At 66.9% G+C, this 24,949-nt stretch carries 23 protein-coding genes; 13 read left to right on the top strand and 10 right to left on the bottom strand.

Features of this window, described 5'->3' with window-relative positions; all coding sequences use genetic code 11:
- Window positions 1–27: 27 nt before the first annotated feature.
- Window positions 28–516: a hypothetical protein gene (locus PSK12I2_RS0105180; RefSeq protein ID WP_027597570.1), complete on the bottom strand. Its 489-nt coding sequence runs from the start codon at window positions 514–516 to the stop codon at window positions 28–30.
- 214 nt (window positions 517–730) lie between these two features.
- Complete coding sequence (locus PSK12I2_RS24505) at window positions 731–1,117, bottom strand: response regulator (protein WP_052504098.1); 387 nt, start codon at window positions 1,115–1,117, stop codon at window positions 731–733.
- A 235-nt stretch (window positions 1,118–1,352) separates the two neighbouring features.
- Between PSK12I2_RS24505 and PSK12I2_RS0105170 the strand changes: the two genes are divergently transcribed.
- The 4 genes from PSK12I2_RS0105170 to PSK12I2_RS0105155 all read left to right on the top strand — a co-directional run bounded on the left by PSK12I2_RS0105170 (window position 1,353) and on the right by PSK12I2_RS0105155 (window position 7,334).
- On the top strand, window positions 1,353–2,966 hold the full coding sequence (locus PSK12I2_RS0105170; protein ID WP_007162860.1) for a histidine kinase famiy protein: 1,614 nt from the start codon (window positions 1,353–1,355) through the stop codon (window positions 2,964–2,966).
- A gap of 254 nt (window positions 2,967–3,220) precedes the next feature.
- Window positions 3,221–4,714, top strand: a complete 1,494-nt coding sequence (locus tag PSK12I2_RS0105165) for an ATPase domain-containing protein (protein WP_027597569.1) — start codon at window positions 3,221–3,223, stop codon at window positions 4,712–4,714.
- Entirely contained in the window at window positions 4,711–6,813 is a 2,103-nt protein-coding gene (locus tag PSK12I2_RS0105160) for an ATP-binding protein (RefSeq protein WP_027597568.1), read from the top strand. The genes PSK12I2_RS0105165 and PSK12I2_RS0105160 overlap by 4 nt, the downstream gene beginning before the upstream one ends.
- Before the next feature lie 35 nt (window positions 6,814–6,848).
- A complete protein-coding gene (locus PSK12I2_RS0105155; protein ID WP_027597567.1) occupies window positions 6,849–7,334 on the top strand; it encodes a GNAT family N-acetyltransferase in 486 nt (161 codons plus the stop codon).
- A gap of 586 nt (window positions 7,335–7,920) precedes the next feature.
- On the opposite strand, the gene codA is transcribed toward PSK12I2_RS0105155, so the two are convergent.
- Window positions 7,921–9,162: a cytosine deaminase gene (gene codA / locus PSK12I2_RS0105150; protein WP_027597566.1), complete on the bottom strand. Its 1,242-nt coding sequence runs from the start codon at window positions 9,160–9,162 to the stop codon at window positions 7,921–7,923.
- 10 nt (window positions 9,163–9,172) lie between these two features.
- Window positions 9,173–10,435: a cytosine permease gene (codB, locus tag PSK12I2_RS0105145; protein WP_027597565.1), complete on the bottom strand. Its 1,263-nt coding sequence runs from the start codon at window positions 10,433–10,435 to the stop codon at window positions 9,173–9,175.
- A gap of 198 nt (window positions 10,436–10,633) precedes the next feature.
- On the opposite strand from codB, the gene PSK12I2_RS0105140 reads away from it, so the two are divergent.
- The 8 genes from PSK12I2_RS0105140 to PSK12I2_RS0105105 all read left to right on the top strand — a co-directional run bounded on the left by PSK12I2_RS0105140 (window position 10,634) and on the right by PSK12I2_RS0105105 (window position 19,636).
- On the top strand, window positions 10,634–11,551 hold the full coding sequence (locus tag PSK12I2_RS0105140) for a 3-hydroxyacyl-CoA dehydrogenase family protein (protein ID WP_027597564.1): 918 nt from the start codon (window positions 10,634–10,636) through the stop codon (window positions 11,549–11,551).
- Window positions 11,548–12,984 carry a sigma-54-dependent Fis family transcriptional regulator gene (locus PSK12I2_RS0105135; protein ID WP_027597563.1) on the top strand — a complete coding sequence of 479 codons (1,437 nt, stop codon included), beginning with the start codon at window positions 11,548–11,550 and terminating at the stop codon, window positions 12,982–12,984. The genes PSK12I2_RS0105140 and PSK12I2_RS0105135 overlap by 4 nt, the downstream gene beginning before the upstream one ends.
- A gap of 359 nt (window positions 12,985–13,343) precedes the next feature.
- Window positions 13,344–14,738 (top strand): GntP family permease, encoded by a 1,395-nt coding sequence (locus tag PSK12I2_RS0105130; protein WP_027597562.1) that lies wholly within the window; start codon window positions 13,344–13,346, stop codon window positions 14,736–14,738.
- A 10-nt stretch (window positions 14,739–14,748) separates the two neighbouring features.
- Complete coding sequence (locus PSK12I2_RS0105125) at window positions 14,749–15,501, top strand: 3-hydroxybutyrate dehydrogenase (RefSeq protein ID WP_027597561.1); 753 nt, start codon at window positions 14,749–14,751, stop codon at window positions 15,499–15,501.
- Between the two features lie 19 nt (window positions 15,502–15,520).
- Complete coding sequence (locus PSK12I2_RS0105120) at window positions 15,521–16,222, top strand: CoA transferase subunit A (RefSeq protein ID WP_027597560.1); 702 nt, start codon at window positions 15,521–15,523, stop codon at window positions 16,220–16,222.
- Window position 16,223: 1 nt separating this feature from the next.
- Window positions 16,224–16,850: a CoA transferase subunit B gene (locus PSK12I2_RS0105115; protein WP_007162849.1), complete on the top strand. Its 627-nt coding sequence runs from the start codon at window positions 16,224–16,226 to the stop codon at window positions 16,848–16,850.
- Between the two features lie 13 nt (window positions 16,851–16,863).
- Window positions 16,864–18,045, top strand: coding sequence for an acetyl-CoA C-acetyltransferase (locus PSK12I2_RS0105110; RefSeq protein WP_027597559.1), 1,182 nt, complete (start codon window positions 16,864–16,866; stop codon window positions 18,043–18,045).
- 169 nt (window positions 18,046–18,214) lie between these two features.
- Window positions 18,215–19,636: a short-chain fatty acid transporter gene (locus tag PSK12I2_RS0105105; RefSeq protein WP_027597558.1), complete on the top strand. Its 1,422-nt coding sequence runs from the start codon at window positions 18,215–18,217 to the stop codon at window positions 19,634–19,636.
- A 56-nt stretch (window positions 19,637–19,692) separates the two neighbouring features.
- Here the strand turns inward: PSK12I2_RS0105105 and PSK12I2_RS0105100 are convergent, their stop codons facing one another.
- The 5 genes from PSK12I2_RS0105100 to PSK12I2_RS0105080 all read right to left on the bottom strand — a co-directional run bounded on the left by PSK12I2_RS0105100 (window position 19,693) and on the right by PSK12I2_RS0105080 (window position 23,538).
- A complete protein-coding gene (locus PSK12I2_RS0105100) occupies window positions 19,693–19,917 on the bottom strand; it encodes a hypothetical protein (RefSeq protein ID WP_007159037.1) in 225 nt (74 codons plus the stop codon).
- A 132-nt stretch (window positions 19,918–20,049) separates the two neighbouring features.
- Window positions 20,050–20,802: a TerC family protein gene (locus PSK12I2_RS0105095; protein WP_007159038.1), complete on the bottom strand. Its 753-nt coding sequence runs from the start codon at window positions 20,800–20,802 to the stop codon at window positions 20,050–20,052.
- A 111-nt stretch (window positions 20,803–20,913) separates the two neighbouring features.
- Complete coding sequence (locus PSK12I2_RS23695) at window positions 20,914–21,729, bottom strand: glycine betaine/L-proline ABC transporter ATP-binding protein (RefSeq protein ID WP_007159039.1); 816 nt, start codon at window positions 21,727–21,729, stop codon at window positions 20,914–20,916.
- Window positions 21,726–22,577, bottom strand: coding sequence for a proline/glycine betaine ABC transporter permease (locus PSK12I2_RS0105085; RefSeq protein WP_027597557.1), 852 nt, complete (start codon window positions 22,575–22,577; stop codon window positions 21,726–21,728). The genes PSK12I2_RS23695 and PSK12I2_RS0105085 overlap by 4 nt, the downstream gene beginning before the upstream one ends.
- A 1-nt stretch (window position 22,578) precedes the next feature.
- Window positions 22,579–23,538 (bottom strand): ABC transporter substrate-binding protein, encoded by a 960-nt coding sequence (locus PSK12I2_RS0105080; RefSeq protein ID WP_027597556.1) that lies wholly within the window; start codon window positions 23,536–23,538, stop codon window positions 22,579–22,581.
- 284 nt (window positions 23,539–23,822) lie between these two features.
- On the opposite strand from PSK12I2_RS0105080, the gene PSK12I2_RS0105075 reads away from it, so the two are divergent.
- On the top strand, window positions 23,823–24,656 hold the full coding sequence (locus PSK12I2_RS0105075; protein WP_027597555.1) for an MBL fold metallo-hydrolase: 834 nt from the start codon (window positions 23,823–23,825) through the stop codon (window positions 24,654–24,656).
- Window positions 24,657–24,689: 33 nt separating this feature from the next.
- On the opposite strand, the gene PSK12I2_RS23690 is transcribed toward PSK12I2_RS0105075, so the two are convergent.
- The coding region (locus tag PSK12I2_RS23690; RefSeq protein WP_037007534.1) for a transposase at window positions 24,690–24,949 on the bottom strand (260 nt) is incomplete at its 5' end.

The following is a 24,949-nucleotide window of genomic DNA, read 5'->3' as shown; positions in this document are numbered from 1 at the left end:
GCCGCCCGCAGGCGGCCAGGGCAAGGCTCAACCGGCGGCGCGGAAGGCGGGTTCCTGGTCAGCGATGTAGCGGGCGGCGGCGCGGCGGGCTTCCAGCTCGAAGGCCTGGGGATTGCGATCGACGATGCGCTCCAGGGTGCCGCGAGGGATGCCGTCGGCTTCGAAGTCGGTGCGGCACTGCAGGGCGCCGGCGTGGCAGACGTTGCGCTCGACCGCTTCGATCAGACCACCTGCACGCAGGGTCTTGACGATGTTATGGGGCAGACGGCGGCTGCGACGCAGAGCGGCGGTGGCCATGGCCAGGACGTCGAGGATCTCGTTTTCCACCGGGGTGAAGGGGCCGTTGCCGAGCTTGCCCTTCTGCATCAGGTAACGGCGCGAGAGCAGATTGCCCTGGCGTTCGAGGGCTTCTCGCGCGGCCAGGTCGAGGCGACCGCGGCTTTCCAGGCTGCGCTCCAGCGCAATGAGAAATTCCCAATCGGTGATCTGAGAAATCTGGGTGATGACTGCGTCCATGAAGCGCTCCTTGCCAGTCGGGAATAGATGGCACATTGATAGCGTTCAGCGCATTTGGTTCCCTGCAAAACGGGCATGCCGACGGACGTCATATCATTTGGCCAGTGCCGACCGGTCGAGGCCGACGAGCGTGTCTATTCGGAGGACGAAAGGAGCGATGACAAGAGCTGGGTAGGTAGGTCGCACCAACCGTCCTATCTCAGGAAACAGGACACTAGCGACGCGGCAGCAGGCTCTCGACCAACTGGCTGAGGTCGGCCACGCTCCAGGGTTTGGGCAGGAAGGCAGCGCGCCGCGGCAGGACGGCGAGATCCTGGTCGATGTAGCCGGAAATGATGATGAAGGGCACCGTGGGCCAGCTCACCGCCGCGAGCTGGGCGAAGGCCAGACCGTCCAGCATGCCCGGCACGTTGACGTCGGCGATGACCATCTTGGTATCGCTGCCGCGGGTGTCCATATGAGCCATCGCTTCATCGCTGGAGGCGACTGCCACGACGTTCAGCCCCTGCTCGGTGAGGATTTCGGTCAGCAGCTCGCGCTGCCCCGGATCGTCTTCCAGAACAAGAATTTGTCTTTGTATTTCAAGGCTTCTCGGCTTCATGGCAGCTCAGACAGCGAAGGCGGGAGAGGTTCTCCCCGAACCTACCTAACGGTCACCTGAGGCAGGTGAGCGGTAGGCTGGCCAATTGCCTTCAAACCCGCGCCACGCCTGGCTTTCAGCCCTTAAAAGAACCATGCCAGACGGCCTCGTGAGGGGCGCGGATGAAGTTTTTTCGCCGCTTGGCTGTCTGAGGGCCAAGACGCCCATTTTTCGCCTGCGCAAGGACCCCGCCTCCGTGAGCCGACAGCCCCCCTCCCGCAAGGCGCGGGTCGACAATTCCGCTACCAGCGATGTTTCGCACGAGGGCAAGAACATCTTCTTTGCCGCGGTGGAAACCACGCGGATGCCGATGCTGGTGACCGATCCCAAGCAGCCGGACAACCCGATCATCTTCGCCAACAACGCCTTCACCGACATGACCGGCTACCAGGTGGACGAGTTGCTGGGGCGCAACTGCCGCTTCCTGCAGGGACCGGAGACGGATCGTTCGGTGGTCGGCCAGATTCGCGAGGCGGTGGAGCAGGAGCGCGAGATCTCGGTGGAGATCATCAACTACCGCAAGGACGGCTCGACCTTCTGGAATGCGCTGTTCGTCTCGCCGGTGTACAACGACGCGGGCGAGCTGACCTACTACTTCGCGTCCCAGCTGGATGTCAGCCGGCGGCGCGACGCCGAGGACGCCCTGCGCCAGGCGCAGAAGATGGAGGCGCTAGGCCAGCTCACCGGCGGCATCGCCCACGACTTCAACAATCTGCTGCAGGTGATGATGGGCTATATCGACATCATCCAGCGCACTGCGGAAAAGCCCAGCTTCGACCAGGAACGCATCGTCCGCAGCGCCACCCACGCCAAGTCGGCGGCGGAGCGCGCCAGTACCCTCACCCAGCAGCTGCTGGCCTTTTCCCGCAAGCAGAAGCTCGAAGGCCGGGTACTCAACCTCAACAACCTGATCCGCACCTCCCATGAACTGGCGGAGCGGACCCTGGGCGACGTGGAAATCCGCACTCAGTTGGACCCCGAGCTGTGGAATTGCCGCATCGATCCCACCCAGGCCGAGGTGGCGCTGCTCAATATCCTGATCAACGCCCGCGACGCCCTGGCGGATTGCCCGCAGCCCAGCGTGGGCATCGAGACGCGCAACGTCGAGGTGCGCGAGCTGGCGAACATGTCCTACGACGGCCTCATGCCCGGGCGCTATGTCAGCCTGGCGATCACCGACAACGGCCACGGCATGCCGGCCAGCATCCGCGATCGGGTGATGGATCCCTTCTTCACCACCAAGGAAGAAGGCAAGGGCTCGGGGCTCGGCCTGTCGATGGTCTATGGCTTCGCCAAGCAATCCGGCGGCACGGTGCGCATCTATTCGGAAGAAGACGTCGGCACCACCCTGCGCCTTTACTTTCCGGTGGATGACAGCCATGTCACCCAGCAACAGGCCGAGCAGCGCTCGGAGCGCCGCAGCGGTACCGAGCGCATCCTGGTGGTGGAAGACCGTCCGGACGTTGCGGAACTGGCCAAGCTGGTGCTGGAAGACTACGGCTACACCGCGCAGATCGCCTTCAATGCCAGCGAAGCCCTACGCCTGCTGCGCGAAGACGAGCAGCCGTTCGACCTGGTGTTCACCGACCTAATCATGCCGGGCGGCATGAATGGGGTGATGCTGGCGCGCGAGGTGAAACGCCTGCACCCGGCGATGAAGATACTGCTCACCACCGGCTACGCCGAGAATTCGCTGGAGCGCACCGACATCGGCGGTTCGGAATTCGATGTGATCTCCAAGCCCTACATCCCCAACGACTTGGCGCGCAAGATTCGCCGGGTGCTGGACGGACCCAACGGGATCGCCTGAGGGTGCGAGCGCTCTTACCCGCGCCGGGGCCGGGCCGTGTCGATGGGTCGGAGTGGCCTTGGACCAGCGACACGATTAGACTGACGATTAACGGGGCGCGGATCGCGCCCTCCGTTTTTTCCGCTGCATGGTTCCAACGCAGCTCCATCGCTCCCTTCACCTCAGCGTAACGCACGGCGCCTCTGCTCCAGCAGCCGTCTGCGCCGCATGTTTTCCGTGCTCTTCGTTTCCGACGCCGCGAGGTTTGGCCATCCATGAATTCTTCTAGCGCGTCCATTATCGCGACAGGCAATGCCGGCCTGGATCAGGTCCTGCGCGGCGGTCTACCCAAGGATCGGCTCTACCTGCTGGAGGGCACCCCAGGTTCGGGCAAGACGACCCTGGGCTTGCAGTTTCTCTTCGAAGGCGTCCGCCAGGGCGAGTCGGTGCTCTACATCACCCTGTCGGAGACCAGCGAAGAGCTGCGGTGCGTGGCCGAGTCCCACGGCTGGAGCCTGGACGGCGTGCACCTGTTCGAACTGTCCGCCGCCGATGCCGTGCTCGGCGGTGCGCAGGAGCAGACCATCCTGCATCCCTGGGAGTCCGAACTGGGTGACACCATCGAGCTGATCCAGGCCCGCGTCGACGAACTCCAGCCGCGCCGCCTGGTGTTCGACAGCCTGTCGGAGATGCGCCTGCTGGCCCAGGATCCCTTGCGCTATCGCCGCCAGGTGCTCGCGCTCAAGCAATTCTTCGCCGGGCGCGGCCTGACCGTGTTGCTGGTGGACGATCTGACCGCCAGTGGGGGCGAGCGCGACAATCATCTGCACAGCCTCTGCCACGGGGTGCTGACCCTGGAGCGCCTGACCCTGGACTTCGGCGCCGCCCGCCGGCGCCTGCAGATCCAGAAGTTGCGTGGCGTGGACTTCATCGCCGGCTATCACGACTTCGTCCTGCGCCGCGGCGGCCTGGAGATCTATCCGCGCATGACCGCCGCGGGGCACTACCAGGAATTCGTGGGCCAGCCCGTGCCCAGCAACATCGCGGACATGGATGCGCTTCTGCATGGTGGCCCCCTGCGCGGCACCAGCACCCTGATCACCGGCCCGGCCGGTACCGGCAAGACGACCCTGGCCCTGCAATATGTCACCGCGGCCTGCGCGCGCGGCGAAAGGTGCGCCGTCTATGAATTCGACGAGCGTATCGGCACCCTGCTCAAGCGCGCGGAAAGCATGGGTATGCCGCTCCATCGCTATATCGACGAGGGTCTGCTGGTGGTCCACCAGATCGATCCGGCCGAACTGTCTCCCGGCGAATTCGCCTGGCGCGTACGGCGGGATGTCGATGAGAACGACTGCCGACTGCTGGTCATGGACAGCCTCAACGGCTACCTCGCCGCCATGCCCCAGGAGCAACACCTGATCCTGCAGATGCACGAGTTGCTTTCCTACCTGAGTCAGTCCGGGGTGGTGACCTTTCTCATCAATCCCCAGCACGGTCTGGTCGGGACGATGACCTCCAGCCTCGACATCTCCTACATCGCCGATACCGTGGTGCTGATCCGTTTCTTCGAGGCCCAGGGCCGACTGCGCAAGGCCATTTCCATCCTCAAGCACCGCGGTGGCGGCCACGAGGACGCGATTCGGGAATTGCGCATCGATACCCGGGGCATCCGGGTGGGTCAGCCCCTGGTGGACTTCCGCGGCGTGCTGACCGGCACCCCGGAGTACTTCGGTGCCAAGCAACCCCTGATGGAAGAGCGCGATTGACCGAGACCAAGACGTCTTCCTGCGAGCTGATCATCTGTGCCCCGCTCCGGGGCGATGCCGCCAGCCTGCAGCGACTCTTCACCCAGGGCTATCACACGCGCTACCTGTCCACGCTCAACGAGGTTGCAGCCGCGCTGGGCGACGAGACGGGCATCATCGTGTTTACCGAGGAGGCTCTGCGCCAGGAGCTGAACGCTCTGGCGCAGGCCTTGGAGCGCCAGCCGACCTGGTCGGACATCCCGCTGGTGCTGCTGGCTTCCGACTCCAAACGCTCGGGCCGCGGCAACGATCTCCTGCGTCGTCAGCTGCCCGCGGCCGCCACCAATCTGGTCATCCTGGAGCGGCCCCTGAGTGGGGCCTCCCTGCTGAGCAGCGTGGCCGCCGCCTGGCGGTCGCGACTGCGCCAGTTCGAGATGCGCGACCGTCTCGCCGAACTCGCCCAGGAGCGCGAACGCCTGCAGACGCTGCTGGAGAACCTGCCGGTGGGGGTGTGCTTCATGGATGCCCAGGGCCGCACCCTGGTCAGCAATCCCTTCTATGAGCAGTACGTGCCGGGTCAGCGCATTCCGTCCCAGCAACCGCAGGAAGTGGCGCGCTGGACCGCGCTCGACAGCAATGGCCGGCTGCTGCCGCCCGAACGTTTCCCGGGCGCTCGGGCGCTGGGTGGCGAGCGGGTCAAGGGGCAGGACTTCTATCACACCAGTGCCACCGGCGAGGAATCCTGGCTGCGGGTGAGCGCGGTGCCGCTTCACGACGCCGGCCAGCAGATCATCGGCGCGACCACGGTGATCGCCGACATCAGCGAGGAGAAACGCGCGGAACTGGCCTTGCGCCGCTTCAACGAAGAACTGGAAGTCCAGGTCGAGGAGCGCACCCGTACCCTGGCGCTTACCCTTAGCGAATTGCAGCGGGAAACCGCCGAACGCAGTCGCGCCGAAGAGCAGCTGCGTCAGTCACTGAAGATGGAAGCGGTCGGCCAGCTCACCGGCGGCATCGCCCATGACTTCAACAACATGCTGACCGGGGTGCTGGGCGCCCTGGACCTGATGAAGATCAAGAACAAGGGGCAACTTGCCGGCCTGGAGCGCTACATGGAGGCGGCGCAGCACTCGGCGCATCGGGCGGCGGCGCTCACCCAGCGGTTGCTGGCCTTCTCGCGCCGGCAATCGCTGGAATCGCGCCCGATGTCGGCCAACGACCTGATCCTGGCGCTGCAGGATCTGCTGCAGGGCACCGTGAGCGAGCAGATCTCGGTGACGCTGGAACTGGACCCGACGGCGCCCTGGATCCTGGCCGACGCCAACCAGCTGGAGAATGCCCTCCTCAACCTGGTGATCAATGCCCGCGATGCCATGCCGGATGGCGGCGTCGTCACCCTGGCGACCTATCCGGTGACGGTCACCGAGCCGGCGGCCGAAGACGAGGCACTGCCTCCAGGAGACTATGTCTGTATCGAGGTGCGGGACAGCGGAACCGGCATTCCGGAGCGCCTGCTGGACAAGGTGCTCGAGCCCTTCTTCACCACCAAGCCCCAGGGCCAGGGCACCGGTCTGGGGCTGTCGATGGTCTATGGCTTCGCCCGGCAGAGCAATGGCCGCCTGACCCTCGCCAGTGACGCCAGCGGAACCCGGGTGTGCGTCTATCTGCCCACGGCGGAACAGCGCCGCGAGCCGCAGCGCGCCGAGCCGGCGGAGCTCGTCCAGGGCGCCGGCCAGACCATCCTCCTGGTGGAAGACGACGATGCGGTACGGCTGGTCAATCAGGAGGCGCTGCAAGCCTTGGGCTATCGGGTCTGGAGCGCGGCCGAGGGCAAGGCCGCGCTGCGTCTTCTGGATCAGATCCCGCAGCTGGACCTGCTGGTGACCGACGTCGGTCTGCCGGGCCTCAATGGTCGCCAGCTGGCGGAGGTCATCCAGCAGCTCAGGCCGCGGCTGCCGGTGCTGTTCCTCACCGGCTACGCCGAGGGCGCCCTCAGTAGGACCTCCTTCCTGGGTGGTAACATGGAGCTGATGACCAAGCCCTTCACCCTGGACCAGTTGGCCGCGCAGGTCGCCGCCATGCTGTCCGGGTCCGCCAATCGGGCCGTGGTGCCCTCCTGAGGTCGCCGCCGCCCCGCGACCTAGCCAAGGACCCCATGACCTCCCAGATCCGCCCCGCCCGCCGCGAAGACGCCACCCGCATTCACGAACTGATCGTCGAACTGGCCGACTATGAAAAGGCCGTCCACGAGGTGCTGGCCAGCCCGGCCCAGATCGAGGCGACGCTGTTCGCCGCCGACACCCCGACCCGGGCGCTGGTTGCCGAGCACGACGGCGTGGTGGTGGGCTATGCCGTGTATTTCTACAGCTATTCCACCTGGCTGGGCCGCAACGGCATCTACCTGGAAGACCTCTATGTGAGCCCCAGCGCCCGCGGCACTGGCCTGGGCAAGGGCCTGCTGCGCGAACTGGCCCGGGAAGCGGTGGCCAACGACTGCGGCCGCCTGGAGTGGAGCGTGCTGGACTGGAACACCCCGGCCATCGACTTCTACGAAAGCCTGGGCGCCCAGGCCCAGAGCGAATGGGTGCGCTATCGCCTGGACGGCGCAGCGCTGCGGGATTTCGCCGAGAGTGGGCGGTAGTCCGGTCGGCGTAGGTTGGGTTGAGCGCCTGCGAAGCCCGACGCGATGGGACGCGACATGGGTAATGTTGGTTGCGGTTATGGCGATCCGCTGTTGCCGGGGGACGCCGATCGCGGCCATGGGCCGCTCCTACGGATTCCGATTCCCCTGCAGGAGCGCCCCATGGCCGCGATCAACGCCGTAGCGTGGAAAACGGCACAGCCTTTTCCACCGGGGACGTCGGCATGGGGCGCGCCCTCACCCCAACCCTCTCCCAAAGGGAGAGGGGGATTTTCGACCAAGGATCAGCGTCGTAGCGTGGAAAACGGCGCAGCCTTTTCCACCGGGGACTGCGGCATGAGGCGCGCCCTCACCCCAGCCCTCTCCCAGAGGGAGAGGGGGTTGTCCGAATGGNTATCAGTGTCGTAGCGCCGTAGCGTGGAAAACGGCGCAGCCTTTTCCACCGGGGACTTCGGCATGGGGCGCCCTCACCCCAGCCCTCTCCCAGAGGGAGAGGGGGTTGTCCGAGTGATAATCAGATCTTCGCCAGCCCTGAAAATCGCAGGCGACCGGCACAAGCCTGTCCGCATCGGCTGACCGCCACCCGTTACCGATCCGCCAGTTCCACCTGTGCCGGTCGGCGCTGCATCAGCACCTTGCCGTTACGGATGGAGTACAGCGGCAGGCCCTGGCTGCGGACCATCTCGTAGTCGCTGTCGGCGGAGAGCACCAGCAGGTTGGCCGGCCGCCCCTCCTCCAGGCCGTAGCGATCGCCCAGGCACAGGGCCTTGGCGCTGTTGACCGTGACCAGATCCAGCGCCGATTGCAGGTTGCGATAGCCGAGCATGTGGCAGATGTGCAGCCCCGCTTCCAGCACGCGCAGGATGTTGCCGTTGCCCAGCGGATACCAGGGATCGACGATGGAATCCTGGGCGAAGCAGACGTTGAGGCCGGCCTCCAGCAACTCGTTGACCCGAGTCACGCCGCGGCGCTTGGGAAAGGTGTCGAAGCGGCCCTGCAGATGGATGCTCTCGGTCGGGCAGGAGATGAAGTTGATGCCGGCGTGGGTCAGCAGGCGGAACAGCTTGGCGCAGTAAGCGTTGTCGTAGGAGCCCATGGCGGTGGTGTGGCTGGCGGTGACCCGCGAACCCATGCCGCGGCTGCGCGCCTCTTCGGCCAGCACCTCGAGAAAGCGCGAATGGGGATCATCGGTCTCGTCGCAATGGACGTCCACCAGGCAGCCGGTGCGCTCAGCCAGGTCCATGAGGAATTTCACCGAGCTCACGCCCTGGTCGCGGGTGTATTCGAAGTGCGGGATGCCGCCGACCACATCCGCGCCCAGGCGAATGGATTCCTCCATCAACTCGCGCCCGTTCTTGAAGGACTCGATGCCCTCCTGGGGAAAGGCGACGATCTGCAGGTCGATCAGGTGGGCGGTCTCCTCGCGCACCTCCAGCATGGCCTTGAGTGCGGCCAGCGAGGGATCGGTGACGTCGACGTGGGTGCGCACGTGCTGGATGCCATGGGCGGCCAGGGCGCGGATGGTGCGCGTGGCGCGGGTCTTGGTGTCTTCCTGGGTGATGGTGGCCTTGCGCTCGCCCCAGCACTCGATGCCCTCGAACAGGGTGCCGCTCATGTTCCAGCGCGGCTCGCCAGCGGTCAGGGTGGCGTCGAGGTGGATGTGCGGCTCGACGAAGGGCGGCACCACCAGGTTGCCAGCGGCGTCGATGTCGTCCGGCCCTACCGCAGGCGGCATGAGCTGCTCGGCGATGGCGGCGATGCGTCCGCCTTCGAGGCGGATGTCATACAGGCCTTCGCGGTCACGCAGGCGGGCGTTGAGGATGCGCATGGTCGATCTCCTAGAGCGAAGCGGGGGCGGCGGCACGACGACCGCGACTCAGGCCATTGAACACGCCATAGCCGAGCGCCGCCACCCCGATGCCCACCAGGGGCGCCACCCAGGGCGAACCGAAGGCGGCGATGGTGCCCAGGCCGTAGGCCGCCAGCCCCGGCCAGTTGTAGTGCGGCAGGCGGGCCTCGGCGAGCAGCGGATAGCGCCCGCGATGGCGCAGCCAGAAGTCGGCGACGATCACCCCGCCGATGGGCGGGATCACCGTGCCGAGCAGTACCAGATAGGGCACCAGCAGGTCGTACATGCCCAGCACGGCCAGGGCGGTACCGATCAGGGCGCCGGCCAGGGTCACCGTCTTGCGGCGGCTGGTACGCACCAGGTTGCAGCCGGCCACGGCGAAGTTGTAGATGGTGTTGTCCTGGGTGCTCCAGATGTTGAGCAGCAGCATGGCCAGGGCGGCGGTGGCGAAGCCCTGCAGCATAAGCACCTCCACCACGTCCGGCTGCTGGTAGACGATGGCGCCATAGGCGCCGATCAGCACCATCAGGCCGTTGCCGATGAAGAAGCCGATCAGGCTGGCCAGCACCGCCACCCGGGTGGAACGGGCGAAGCGGGTCCAGTTGGTGGCCTGGGTGGCGCCGCTGACGAAGGTGCCGAACACCAGGGTGATGGCGGTGGACAGGTCCAGGCTGGCGCTGGGCTGGATCGCCAGCAGGCCGGCCAGGCCGCCGGCCTTGGCGGTGGTCACGCTCATGGACAGGATCAGCAGCAGCGCCATGGCCGGCACGGCGATCCAGGAGAGGATCTCCAGGCCGCGGTAGCCGATGTAGGCGGTGGCGCAGAAGCCCAGGCCGAATACCGCCATCAGCGCCAGCACCGCGCCCTGCTCCAGGCCGAAGTACCTGCCCAGCACCACGGCAGCGGTGGCCGTCCCCCAGGCGTACCAGCCGATCTGGGTGAAGCCGAGGATCAGGTCGCACAGCTTGCTGCCGCGTTCGCCAAAGGCGAAGCGCCCCATCAGCACCGAGTTGAGGCCACTGCGACAGGCGATATGGCCGAGGGCGGCGGCATAGAGACCCAGCAGCAGATTGCCGAGGGCGATCACCCACAGCAGGTCGGCGAAACCGAAGGCCACCCCCAGCTTGCCGCCGGCGAACATGGTGGCGGTAAAGAAGGTGAAGCCCAGCAGCACCATGGCCAGGGAGGCCAGCCCCTTGCGGGCGTGGGGCGGGACTTCGCTCAGGGGATAGTCGTTGCCGGCGTTGCTCATAAGGCATTCCTCGGGATGGGCGTACCTGACCCTTAGCAGTGGCCGTGCCAGGCTTCGCCAAGCGGCATGGCAGAGGCCAGGACGCCCTCGCCGGCCGGTCCCTGGAGCCCGTCTTTGGTGCAAGGCGCTACCCGGTGCCTTGGCCGGGGGCGGTCAAGTGTGAGACGGTTGCCGCGGCCGTCTCACAAGGAAAAGATCATGACCACGCCACGCCTCGCCGTCCTGGGTTCCGGTCTCATGGGCATCGGCATCGCCGTGCACCTGGCACGCCACGGCCATGCCGTGCAGTTGCAGGACGTCGACCCCGGCCGCCTCGCCGAGGTGGCCGCCACCGCGCGCACCCTGCTCGCCGAGCTGGAAGAAGCCGACATCGCGGTGGACACCGAGGCGGTCATCGGCCGCCTCAGCACCACCACCGAGCTGGCCGAGCTCGCCGACTGCGACCTGCTGTTCGAAGCCGTGCCCGAGCGCCTGGAGCTCAAGCACCGCCTCTATGCCCAACTCGAAGCCGTACTGCGCCCCGATGCCCTGATCGCCAGCAACACCAGCGGCCTGCCACCGGACGAGCTGGCCGCGCACCTGCGCCATCCCGAGCGCCTGCTGATCGCGCACTTCTGGAATCCACCGCACTTCATTCCCCTGGTGGAGCTCGTGCCCGGCACGGCCACCCTGCCCGCCCATCTGGAATCCGTGCGCCTACTGCTGGAAGCCGCGGAACTGGAAGCCGTGGTCCTGCAGCGCGCCATTCCCGGCTTCGTCGGCAATCGACTGCAATTCGCCCTGCTGCGCGAGGCCCTGCACATCGTGCAGAGCGGCGCGGCGGATGCCGAGACGGTGGACCGGGTGATGCGCGCCTCCCTGGGTCGGCGCTATGCCATGGTCGGGCCGCTGGAAGCGGCGGACATGGGTGGCCTGGATACCTTTCGCGACATTGCCCGGCATCTCTGGCCGACCCTGGCGCGGGACGAGGCGCCGCTGCAGCTGCTGGAAGACCAGGTGGCCGCCGGCCGTACCGGCCTGCGCAGCGGCCACGGCTTCCATGAGTGGGACGCGGCGCGGCGCGAGCGCATCGTCCAGCGGCGCCTGCACCAGCTGCGCCATGCGCTGAAGCCATGAGCCGCACCCCGCCGGGTCTGCCCGGGCTGGAAGACTACGCCGACATCCGCCAGCGGGCGATCCGCTCGCTGTTCGAGATCATCGAGCAGACCAGCAACGGCACGGTGATCGTCGACCGCGAGGCGCGCATCGTCTGGATCAACCAGAGATACGCCCAGCACTTCGGCCTGCCGGATGCCGCCGCCGCCATCGGTCAGCCGGTGGAACAGATCATTCCCCACAGCCTGCTGCGCGAGGTGGCGCGCAATGGCCAGCCGATCCTGCTGGACATGCTGGAGACCCGCAACGGACCGCTGGTGGTGATGCGCCTGCCGATCCATACCGACGAGGGCGAGCTGATCGGTGCCATCGGTTTCGCCCTGTTCGACCAGTTGCAGCAATTGGCGCCGCTGGTGACCCGCTACCTGCGCATCCAGGAAGAACTGGCCACTACCCGGCGCTCGCTGCAGCATGCGCGCACCGCCAAGTACGGTTTCGGCCACTTCGTCGGCAGCGGCCCGGCCAGCCTGGAGGTCAAGCGCCGCGCCCGGCGCGCCGCCGCCAGCGAGGCTGCGGTGCTGCTCTTGGGCGAGACCGGCACCGGCAAGGAATTGCTGGCCCACGCCATCCACGGCGCCTCGCCACGGGCCGGGCGGCCCTTCGTCAGCATCAATGCCGCGGCCATCCCGGAAAGCCTGCTGGAAGCGGAATTCTTCGGCACCGCGCCTGGCGCCTTCACCGGTGCCGAACGGCGCGCCCGCCCGGGCAAGCTGCAGATCGCCCAGGGCGGCACCCTGTTTCTCGACGAAATCGGCGACATGCCCCTGGCCTTGCAGGCCAAGCTGCTGCGGGTGCTGCAGGAAAAGGAATACGAACCCCTGGGCTCCAACGAGGTGCTGGCCTGCGACGTGCGCATGATCGCCGCCACCTCCCGCGACCTGGAGACCGCCGTGGCCGAGGGACGCTTTCGCGCCGATCTCTACTACCGCCTCAACGTCCTGCCGATCCGCATCCCGCCGCTGCGTGAACGCCTGGACGACCTGGCGGTGCTGGCCGAGGCCATCCTCGACGGGCTGCCGCAGGTGGGCGGACAGTCGACGCCCGACCTCACCGCCGACGGCCTGGCCCTGCTGCAGCGCCAGCCCTGGCCCGGCAATGTGCGCGAGTTGCGCAACGTGCTGGAGCGCGCGGTGCTGCTGGGCGACGACAGCCAGCTGGACGCCTCGGCGCTGGCGGAGGCCTTGGGCGTTTCCGCCGAACTGCCAGCCAAGCCCGTGACGAGTGCTACCGGCGAAACCTACGCCGAAGCCCGCCAGCGCTTCGACCGGGAATTGTTCCAGGCGACCCTGGGCGCCTGCGGCGGCAAGGTGGACGAAGCCGCCCGGCGCCTTGGGTTGGGGCGTTCTACGCTATATAAGAAGCTGATGGCGCTGGGGCTTACGTCTCGAATATGAGACAGATCCATAGATAGAGACAAAGCCTGTAGGAGCGGCCCATGGCCGCGATTGACGATCTATCGCGGCCATGGGCCGCTCCTACAGAGTCATGCGCAGGCTGGGTGGAGAAGGCTTTATCGTCGAAGCCCAACATGGCCGGCGTCGAGCTGTTGTTGGGCTTCGCTGCGCTCAAGCCAACCTACGGGGTCCAGCTTTTGAGACAAAATGGCGGTAATTGGCAGCGATCAAAATAAAAATCCATACAAAACAATAACCTATAAATCTGGCACGGTTCTGGCTCCTGCATTCGGGCGATCTCTGCATCGCCCTATAACAACAAGAACCGCTTCGCCCCAGGCGAAGCTCTAGGAGAAGCCATGAGTGTCCTGATCGCACTCGCCGCCCTGGCGCTGCTGATGTTCGCCGCCTACCGGGGTTTCAGTGTCATCCTCTTCGCCCCTCTCGCCGCCCTCGGCGCCGTGCTGCTCACCGACCCGTCCGCCGTGGCGCCCGCCTTCACCGGGGTGTTCATGGACAAGATGGTGGGCTTTCTCAAGCTGTACTTCCCGGTGTTCATGCTGGGCGCCCTGTTCGGCAAGCTGATCGAGCTGTCGGGCTTTTCCCGCGCCATCGTCGCCGCGGCCATTCGTCTGCTCGGTCGCGAGCGGGCCATCCCGGTGATCGTCGCGGTCTGCGCCCTGCTCACCTATGGCGGCGTCTCGCTGTTCGTGGTGGTCTTCGCCGTCTATCCCTTCGCGGCGGAGATGTTTCGCCAGAGCGACATCCCCAAGCGGCTGATCCCGGCGACCATCGCCCTGGGCGCCTTCTCCTTCACCATGGACGCCCTGCCTGGCACGCCGCAGATCCAGAACATCATCCCCACCAGCTTCTTCCAGACCACCGCCTGGGCCGCGCCCTGGCTGGGCCTGGCCGGATCGTTGTTCGTCATCGCCGTGGGCCTGGCCTACCTCGGCAGCGCTCGCCGCAAGGCGCGCAACAGTGGCGAAGGCTATGCCAGCGTGCCGCTGCGCAACGAACCCGAGACCGCTGCCGACCTGCCGCTGCCCAATCCCTGGCTGGCCCTGGCGCCGCTGGTGCTGGTGGGCGTGCTCAACCTGCTGCTGACCCGCTGGATTCCCGAATGGTACGGCGCCACCCATAACCTGGCCCTGCCCGGCATGGCCAAACCGGTGACTCAGGAGGTCGCCAAGCTGACCGGCATCTGGGCGGTGGAAGGCGCGCTGCTCGCGGGCATCCTGCTGGTGCTGGCGACCGGCTTCGGCGCCATCCGCGGACGCCTGGCGGAAGGCAGCAAGACGGCCGTCTCCGGTGCCCTGCTGGCCGGGATGAACACGGCCTCGGAATACGGCTTCGGCGCGGTGATCGCCGCCCTGCCCGGCTTCGTGCTGTTCGCCCAGGGCCTCAAGGCCATCCCCGATCCGCTGATCAACGAAGCCGTCAGCGTGACCCTGCTGGCCGGTATCACCGGCTCGGCGTCCGGTGGCATGAGCATCGCCCTGGCCGCCATGAGCGACACCTTCATCGCCGCCGCCAACGCGGCCGGCATCCCCCTGGAGGTGCTGCACCGGGTGGCGGCCATGGCCAGCGGCGGCATGGACACCCTGCCGCACAACGGCGCGGTCATCACCCTGCTGGCGGTGACCGGCCTGACCCACCGCGAAGCCTATGGCGGCGTGTTCAAGATCACCCTGATCAAGACCGTGGCGGTGTTCTTCGTCATCGCCCTCTACTACCTGACCGGCCTCGTCTAAGGAGACAGCCATGGACCTCACCGGCAAGACCGCCCTGGTCACCGGCTCCACCAGCGGCATCGGCCTGGGCATCGCCCAGCGCCTGGCCGCCGCTGGCGCCACCCTCATCCTCAACGGCTTCGGCAATCCCGCTGCGGCCCAGGCCAGCCTGCCCGGCCGCAGTGGCTTCCACGGCGCCGACCTGTCCAGGCCGGAGGAGATCGAAGAGCTCTTCGCCTACGCCCAGCGCGACTTCGGCGGCGTGGACATCCTGGTCAACAACGCCGGCATCCAGCACGTGGCGCCGGTGGAAGACTTTCCGGTGGAACGCTGGGACGCGGTGATCGCGCTCAATCTCTCGGCGGTGTTCCACACCACCCGCCTGGCGCTGCCGGGCATGCGCGAGCGCGACTGGGGTCGCATCATCAACATCTCTTCGGTGCATGGCCTGGTGGCCTCCACCGGCAAGGCCGCCTATGTGGCCGCCAAGCATGGCGTGGTGGGCCTGACCAAGGTCACCGCCCTGGAGACCGCCCGCACCGGCATCACCTGTAACGCCCTCTGCCCGGGTTTCGTGCTCACCCCGCTGATCCAGCAGCAGCTGGACAGCCGTGGCAGTGATCCGGACCAGGCGCGGCGCGACCTGCTCAGCGAGAAGCAGCCGTCGCAGGAATTCGTCACCACCGACCAGTTGGGCGAACTGGCGCTGTTCCTGTGCAGCCAGGCCGCTGCTCAGGTACGGGGCGCCGCCTGGACCATGGACGGCGGCTGGACCGCCCAATAACGACAAGAGGATCTCCATCATGAACAAGCTCTATCCCAACGCCGCGGCTGCCCTCGATGGGCTGGTCAGCGACGGCATCACCCTGGCCGTGGGCGGCTTCGGTCTCTGCGGCATCCCCGAGGCGCTGATCGCCGCCCTGAGAGACACCGGCGCCCGCGAACTGACCGCCATCAGCAACAACGCCGGGGTGGACGGCTTCGGCCTCGGCCAGCTGCTGGAGACCCGGCAGATCCGCAAGATGATTTCCTCCTACGTGGGCGAGAACAAGGAATTCGAGCGCCAGTACCTGGCCGGCGAACTGGAGCTGGAATTCACCCCCCAGGGCACCCTGGCCGAGAAGCTGCGCGCCGGCGGCGCCGGCATCCCGGCGTTCTACACTCGCACCGGCTACGGCACCCTGGTGGCCGAGGGCAAGGAAACCCGTGACTTCAACGGCCAGCCCCATGTGCTGGAACTGGCGCTGACCGCCGACGTCGCCCTGGTCAAGGCGCAACGCGCCGACAAGGCCGGCAACCTGGTGTTCAACAAGACCGCGCGCAACTTCAATCCGCTGTGCGCCATGGCTGGTCGCGTCTGCGTGGCCGAGGTGGAAGAGCTGGTGGAGACCGGCGAGCTGGACCCCGACCAGATCCACCTGCCCGGCATCTTCGTGCAGCGCCTGATCGTCAACGCCAGCCCCGAGAAACGCATCGAGAAACGCACCCTGAGCGAGGAGAAGTAAGATGGCCTGGACCCGCGAACAGATGGCGCAACGCGCCGCCCGGGAGCTGCAGGACGGCTTCTACGTCAACCTCGGGATCGGCTTACCGACCCTGGTGGCCAACTACATCCCCGCCGGCATGGACGTCTGGCTGCAATCGGAGAACGGCCTGCTCGGCATCGGCCCCTTCCCCACCGCCGAGACGGTCGACCCGGACCTGATCAACGCCGGCAAGCAGACCGTCACCGCCCTGCCCGGCAGCAGCTATTTCGACAGCGCCGCGAGCTTCGGCATGATCCGCGGCGGCCACGTGAACCTCGCCATCCTCGGCGCCATGCAGGTGTCGGAACAAGGCGACCTGGCCAACTGGATGATCCCCGGCAAGATGGTCAAGGGCATGGGCGGCGCCATGGACCTGGTAGCCGGCGTGCAGCGCGTGGTGGTGCTGATGGAGCACACCGCCAAGGGCGCCCACAAGATCCTGCCAGCCTGCGACCTGCCGCTGACCGGGGTCGGCGTGGTCGACCTGATCATCACCGACCTGGCCGTGCTGGAGGTGACCGAAGGCGGCCTCAAGCTGGTGGAACTGGCCGAAGGCGTGAGCCTCGATGAACTGCGCGCCGCCACCGGCGCCCCCATCCAGGCCTGAGGAGACCCCAGCCATGCAAGACGTCGTCATCGTCGCCGCCACCCGCACCGCGGTCGGCAGTTTCCAGGGCTCCCTGGCCAACGTACCCGCGGTGGAGCTCGGCGCCACCGTCATCCGCGCCCTGCTGGCGCAGACCGGTGTGGCACCGGCCGAGGTGGATGAAGTCATCCTCGGTCAAGTGCTCACCGCCGGCGCCGGCCAGAATCCCGCCCGCCAGGCGGCGGTCAAGGCCGGCCTACCCCACGAGGTGCCGGCCCTGACCCTCAACAAGGTCTGTGGCTCCGGCCTCAAGGCGGTGCAACTGGCCGTCCAGGCGATCCGTTGCGGCGACGCCGAGATCGTCATCGCCGGTGGCATGGAAAACATGAGCCTTGCGCCCTATGTGCTGCCCAAGGTGCGCAGCGGCCTGCGCCTGGGGCATGCCGAGCTGGTCGATTCCATGATCAGCGATGGGCTGTGGGATGCCTTCAACGACTACCACATGGGCCAGACCGCGGAGAATCTGGTGCAGCAGTACCAGATCAGCCGCGAGGCCCAGGATGCCTTCGCCGCCCGCTCCCAGCAGCGCGCCGCGGCGGCGGTGGAATCCGGGCGTTTCCGCGAGGAGATCACCCCGGTGGCCATCCCCCAGCGCAAGGGCGAGCCGCTGCTGTTCGACACCGACGAAGGCATCCGCGCCGATACCAGCGCCGAGGGCCTGGCCCGCCTGCGGCCGGCCTTCGCCAAGGACGGCAGCGTCACCGCCGGCAACGCCTCCAGCCTCAACGACGGAGCCGCCGCGGTGCTGGTAATGAGCGCGACCAGGGCCGCCGCCCTGGGCCTCCCGCCGCTGGCGCATATCGCCGCCTATGCCAGCGCCGGGGTCGACCCGGCGATCATGGGCATCGGCCCGGTCTCGGCCACCCGCAAGACCCTGGAAAAGGCCGGCTGGCAACTGGCCGACTTGGACCTGATCGAGGCCAACGAAGCCTTCGCCGCCCAGGCCCTGGCCGTGGGCCAGGAGCTGGGTTGGGATGACGAGAAGGTCAACGTCAACGGCGGCGCCATCGCCCTGGGCCACCCCATCGGCGCCTCGGGGTGCCGGGTGCTGGTGACGCTGCTGCACGAGTTGCGTCGCCGCGAGGGACGCCGAGGTCTCGCGACCCTGTGTATCGGCGGTGGCCAGGGCGTGGCCCTGGCGGTGGAGCGGCGGTAGTCCCTATCGCGGCCGTGGGCCGCTCCTACAGATACGGACACACTGTAGGAGCGGCCGCATCGGCGGACCGCCATGGCCGCGATATGACCCCAACCGCGTGGAAAAGGCTGCGCCGTTTTCCACGCTACGCCTGATGTTCCCCCGAAAAACAACAACAAAAGGATCTCCCATGAGCTCAACCCCCTCCCGCGATTCGCGCAGCGCGCGGTTCGCCCTGGCCTGTTCCAACTGGGCCGAGCGCTGGTTTCCCGATTCCTGGGTGTTCGCCGTGCTCGCCGTGGCCGTGGTGGCCCTGGCCGCCCTCGGCATGGGCGCGCCGGCGGCCAAGACCGCCAAGGCCTTTGGCGACGGTTTCTGGAGTCTGATTCCCTTCACCATGCAGATGGCCTTCGTGGTCATCGGCGGCTATGTGGTGGCCAGTTCCGGTCCGGCCGGGCGCCTGGTCGAGCGCCTGGCGCGGGTGCCCCGTACCGGACGCGGCGCGGTGTGCTGGGTGGCCCTGGTGGCCATGCTCGCCTCCCTGCTCAACTGGGGCCTGAGCCTGGTGTTCGGCGGCCTGCTGGTGCGCGCCCTGGCCCGCCGCGAAGAACTCAAGATGGACTATCGCGCCGCCGGCGCCGCGGCCTACCTGGGCCTGGGCGCGGTCTGGGCGCTGGGGCTGTCGTCGTCGGCGGCGCAGCTGCAGGCCAATCCGGCCAGCCTGCCGCCCTCGATCCTCGCCATCACCGGGGTGATTCCCTTCAGCCAGACGCTGTTCCTCTGGCAATCCGGCGCCCTGCTGCTGGTGTTGCTGGTGGTCTCGGCGGTGATCGCCTATGTCACCGCGCCCGGGCTGGACAGCGCACGCGATGCCCGTGCCTGTGGCGTCGATGTCACCCCGGCGCCCACGCCGGCCGCCACACCGACCCGCCCGGGAGAATGGCTGGAATACAGTCCGATCCTGATCGTGCTGCTGGTGCTCCTGGCCGCGGGCTGGCTGGTGCAGGAATTCGCCAGCAAGCCGGCCATCGAGGCCATTTCCGGGCTGAACACCTACAACCTGCTGTTCATCTCCCTGGGCGCCCTGCTGCACTGGCGGCCGCGGCATTTCCTCGACGCCGTGGCCCGCGCCGTGCCGGCCACCACCGGAGTGCTGATCCAGTTTCCGCTGTACGGCTCCATCGCTGCCATCCTGACCAAGGTCAATGGCGCCGATGGCCAGACTCTGGCGCACCATATCGCGGCATTTTTCACCCAGATCGCCACCCACGACACCTTCGCCCTGCTGATGGGCGTCTACTCGGCGCTGCTGGGGTTCTTCATCCCCTCGGGCGGGGGCAAGTGGATCATCGAGGCGCCCTACGTCATGCAGGTGGCCAACGACCTGCAGTACCACCTGGGCTGGGCCGTGCAGATCTACAACGCCGCCGAGGCACTGCCGAATCTGATCAATCCCTTCTATATGCTGCCGCTGCTGGGCGTGCTGGGGCTGAAGGCGCGCGACCTGGTCGGCTTTTCCTTCGTGCAGCTGCTGGTCCATGCACCCCTGGTGCTGGTGCTGCTATGGCTGTTGGGGGGAACGTTGGCCTATCTGCCGCCGGTACACCCGTAGCTCGGGTGGGGCGCAGACGGTAAAGCGGGAGGGGTGGAGCGGGAGCCGGCTGAATCTCAGCCGGCGATGGCCAGGCGGGTGCTGTCGATGATGGCCTGCAGACGGCTCGGGTTGCTGTATTCGTCGCGGTAGATCCGGCGGGTGTGCTTGGCCACGCCATGCTCGTTGACGACGATGAAGGAAAAACCACGCTTGCTGGGCGCGTCGATGACGCAGCTCATCGGCGCGAAAGCGGCGCTGAGGGCATGCATGGCGTTCTGGGCTTGGGCTTGTATGTTCATGACTTCAGTTGTAAACCTCACGTGTGACGCTGCTATGACAAAGGTCTTGACCGATAGTGCCTAACCTTGCCAGTTATTGTTAGCAATAGGCGTGCCGGAATGTAACAAGGCCTTTTCCGACACGCCCTGCCCTCACTTGCCGGCAGCCTGCTGGCGACGCTTGGCCCGCCGCGACAGCATGTTCAGGCCCTCGATCAGCGCCGAGAAGGCCATGGCCGCGTAGATGTAGCCCTTGGGCACATGGGCGCCGAAACCTTCGGCGATCAGGGTCATGCCGATCATGATCAGGAAGCCCAGCGCCAGCATCACGACGGTGGGATTGTCGTTGATGAACCTGGCCAGGGGGTCGGCCGCCAGCAACATGACGGTCACCGCCACCACCACCGCGATCACCATCACCGGCAGGTGCTCGGTCATGCCGACGGCGGTGATGATGCTGTCCACCGAGAACACCAGGTCCAGCAGGAGGATCTGCACGATGGCCGAACCGAAGGCCAGGGTCGCCGTCTCGCCGCCCTTGCTCAGGGCGCTGTCGGGCTCGGGATCGACGTTGTGGTGGATCTCCTTGGTCGCCTTCCACAGCAGGAACAGGCCACCGGCGATGAGGATCAGGTCCTTCCAGGAAAAGCTCTTGCCGAACACCTCGATGATGGGCTCGGTGAGCTGGACGATCCAGGCCACGGTACCGAGCAGACCCAGGCGCAGGATCAGCGCCAGGCTGATGCCGATGCGGCGGCCCTTCTGCTGTTGGTGCGCGGGCAGCTTGTTGGTCAGGATGGAGATGAAGATGAGGTTGTCGATGCCCAGCACCACTTCCATCACGATCAAGGTGGCGAGAGCAGCCCAGACGGTCGGGTCGGCGGCGAGTTGTAGCAGATAGTCCATTGCGGCGCGGTTCCAGTGGGAAGAGAAAGGCCTGACAGGGTCAGGCCGCAGGTCTCACCATCAGAGCCTCGCATCTGTGAAATGCTCGTGAAGGCCTCTGCCGCAATTGTTTCAAACTGTCGCAGCGGTACGCCGCTGAACGAAGCGCGCCACATAGTCGTCGGCCGGCTGGCCGAGGATGTCCGCCGGGGTGCCCACCTGCACCAGCCGACCGTCACGCAGGATGGCGATGCGATTGCCCAGGCGCAGGGCCTCGTCCAGGTCATGGGTGATGAAGACGATGGTCTTGTGCAGGCGCTGTTGCAGCTCCAGCAGTTGCTCCTGCATCTCGGCGCGGATCAGTGGATCGAGGGCGGAAAAGGCCTCGTCCATCAGGATGATCTCGGTATCGGCCGCCAGGGCGCGGGCAAGGCCGACGCGCTGGCGCATGCCGCCGGAGAGCTGGTGCGGCCATTTGCGCTCGTAGCCGGCCAGACCCACCACCTCCAGCCAGTGCAGCGCCCGTTCGCGGCAGACCGCCTTGGGCTCGCCGCGCACCTTGAGGCCGTAGGCGACGTTGTCCAGCACTCGCCGATGGGGCAGCAGGCCGAAGCTCTGGAACACCATGCTGATGCGCTGGCGGCGCAATTCGCGCAGCGCCGGCAGCGGCAGCTGGAGGATGTCCTGGCCATCGATGAGGATGCGCCCGCTGCTGGGATCGATCAGCCGGTTGAGGTGGCGCACCAGGGTCGATTTGCCGGAACCGGAAAGGCCCATGATGACGAAGATCTCGCCCTCGGCGATTTCCAGGGACAGATCGTCCACCCCCACCACGCAACCGGTGCGGGCGAGGATCTCGGCCTTGTCGTGCCCCTCGCGCAGCAGCGCCAGGGCCGCCTGTTCGCGCTTGCCGAAGATCTTGGAGACCCGCTCGACGACGATCTTCATCGCTCCACCTCATGGCGCTGGCGGCCATAGGCCTGGGTGATGCGGTCGATGACCACGGCGAGGATGACGATGGCCAGGCCCGCCTGCAGGCCCTTGCCCACGTCCAGGGTCTGGATGCCCACCAGCACCTCTTCACCGAGGCCGCGGGCGCCGATCATGGAGGCGATCACCACCATGGACAGCGCCATCATGGTGGTCTGGTTGATGCCGGCCATGATGCTCGGCAGCGCCAGCGGCAGCTGCACGCCGAACAGCTGCTGCCAGCGACTGGCGCCAAAGGCGTTCACCGCTTCCATGACCTCGCGATCGACCTGGCGGATGCCCAGGTCGGTGAGGCGGATCAAGGGCGGCGCGGCATAGATCACGGTGGCGAAGATCGCCGGCACCTTGCCCAGGCCGAACAGCATCAGCACCGGGATCAGATAGACGAAGCTGGGCATGGTTTGCATGATGTCCAGGAGCGGCATCAGCACCAGGCGCAGGCGGGCGCTACGGGCGCAGAGGATGCCCAGGGGCACGCCGATGATCACGGCGATGGCGGTGGCCACCAGCACCAGGGCCAGGGTCTGCATCAGCTTGTCCCACAGCCCCAGGGCCCCGACCAGGAACAGCAGGCCGGTGATCAGCAGAGTCGGCAGCACCCGGCGGGTGGCATGGGCGGCCAGGGCCGCGACGATCAGCAACAGCGCCCACCAGGGGGTGCCGCGCAGCAGGCCCTCGAGCCAGACGATGGCCTGCAGCAGGGTGTCGGAGATGGTTCGGAAGACGTCGCCGTAGCGTGTCACCAGCCAGTCGACGCCACGATTGACGGCGTCGGCGAAGGAAAAGGTCAGGCCTTCGGGAAACATCCTAGAGCGCCGCCTGGATCTTGCTGCGCGCCGCGGCGTCGGTCACCCAGGCCTGCCAGAGTTCCGGATGGGCCTTGAGCAGCGCCTTGGCGGCGGCGGGGGCGTCCTGCTTGGCGTCGGCCTGCTCGGCCAGGGTGCGGTTGAGCAGTTCGATGGGCACATTGACCCGACTCAGCACGGCCACCAGTTCGGGGGCGCCGTCGTGGAAGGGCTTGGAGAGGCCGGCCTGCACCTGGATGCGCTTGGCTTCGCCATCGCGCGGCTTGAGCTGGACCATGTCGACCCGACCCAGCAGGGGCGTTGGCGACCAGTAGTAGGTGAGGATCGGCTGCTTGCGCTTGGTGGCCGAGACGATGGCCGCATCCAGCGCCGGCCCGGTGCCGGGGCGGAAGTTGGTGTATTTGTCGCTCAGGCCGTAGCTCTGCAGCATCTGGGTGTTTTCCAGTTCGCAGGTCCAGCCGGCCGGGCAGTTGTAGAAGCGGCCCTTGCCCGGCTCTTCCGGATCGCGGAACAGCTCGGCGTACTGGCCCAGGTCGGCGATGTTCTTCAGCTTGGGCGCCTTGGCGCCCTCGCCTTCCACCAGATAGCGCGGCACGTACCAGCCTTCGGTGGCGCCTTCGATGGGTGCGCCCACGCCGACCACCTTGCCGGCCGCGGCGGCCTTGTTCCAGGCCTCGCTCCGGCCGATCCACTCCTCGGCGAACACCTGGATGTCGTTGTTGCCCAGGGCTTGTTCCAGGGTGATGGAGTTGCCGGGGATGCTATCCACCTTGCAGTCGTAGCCGTGCTGCAGGACGAAGCCCATCAGTTCGGTGAGCAGCATGCCGCTCTCCCAGTTCACCCCGGCGAACTTGACCGGCTTGCTGGCGCACCAGCTGTCGGCCTGGGCGGTACCGGCGGCGAGCAGGCCAAGGGAAAGGCCGGCGGCCAGGAGGGAACGGCGGGGAAAGGCTGTGGGCATGGGTGGCTCCGTCTGCACTGGGAGGGCCAGGGTGGCAGAGCCGGTCCGCTGGCGATCCTATCTTGGTCAGCGCCAATGGCTCAGGGTTCAGCCAGAGGCCCTGGCACTGCCATTACCCGCCTCGGCGCTGCTGAATCCGGGAGCCTGCTCCGGTCGATCGATCGTCGCCACCCGGGTCCGTCGATCTCTCTTCACTGGCTGCGACACCCGCGCGAATGGCCGCTGCGCTCGAACTTTGCCCACGCGCGCCTCTTCTACCGGAGGTCACCTTCGCGGAGCCGAGCATGCGTATCCATCACCTCAACTGCGGCTGCATGTGCCCCCTGGGCGGGGCGCTGTACGACGGCTTCAGCCGCGGACTCGCCGCCCACCTCGCCTGTCACTGCCTGCTGGTGGAAACCGACCGGGACGGTCTGGTGCTGGTGGATACCGGCTTTGGCGAAGCCGATCTGCGGGAGCGCGGCCGGCGCCTGAGCCCCTTCTTCCGGCTGATGAATCGCATCCAGTACGATCCCGAACTCAGCGCCCTGGCGCAGCTCCGCCGCCTGGGTTTTCGTCCGGGCGATGTCCGCCATATCGTGCTGACCCATCTGGATTTCGACCACGCCGGCGGCCTGGACGACTTTCCCCAGGCCCAGGTCCATGTGCTGCAGCGGGAGTGGGATGCGCAGCGCCAGCGCCACGGCTTCATCGGTCGGCGCCGCTACAGTCCGGCGCAGTGGCAAGGCATCCGCCATTGGCATTTCCACGAGCCCCGGGGCGAGGCCTGGCACGGCTTCGCCAGCGTGCGCGACCTGCCCGGCCTGCCGCCGGAAATCCTGATGATCCCCCTGCCCGGCCACACCCCGGGCCATGCCGGCGTCGCCGTCCAGCACGACGGGGGCTGGTTGCTGCACGCCGGCGACGCCTATTTCTACCGCGACGAGATGCGCCGGCCCGAACGCCACTGCACGCCGGGGCTGAGGTTCTACCAGCGGCTGATGGAAGCCGACCGCGCCAGCCGCCTGGACAACCAGGCCCGCCTGCGCGAACTTTCCCTGCGCCAGGACTTGGGGCTGACGCTGTTCTGCAGTCATGATTTGGTGGAGTTCAAGCGGTTGCAGGCAGGGACACCGTAGATACCATCTCTCCCATCAATCACAACAGGTCCTCTAAAGGGCCTGTCGTGGTTGATAAGGTCGCTGCGTCTTGAGCACACCATAGGCAATCTGCAGCAGTTTGCGCATGGCGGCGCCCAAGGCGCTCATTCGGGCTTTGCCGCGTGCCAGTAGTCGTTCATACAGCGCTTTCACGTCGGGGTTGCGCTCTTTGGCGACTATGGCGCCCATGTACAGCTTGGCTCTGATGAGCGGGGAACCGGCCTTGCTCAATACCGTGCGTCCCTCCACCGTTTTGCCCGATTGCCAAGGGC

The sequence above is a fragment of the Pseudomonas sp. MOIL14HWK12:I2 genome, from assembly GCF_000510745.1.
Taxonomy (GTDB): Bacteria; Pseudomonadota; Gammaproteobacteria; order Pseudomonadales; family Pseudomonadaceae; genus Chryseomonas; species Chryseomonas oryzihabitans.
The sequence above is the reverse complement of the archived record's forward strand: the minus strand, read 5'-3'. Positions and strand labels throughout refer to the sequence as shown.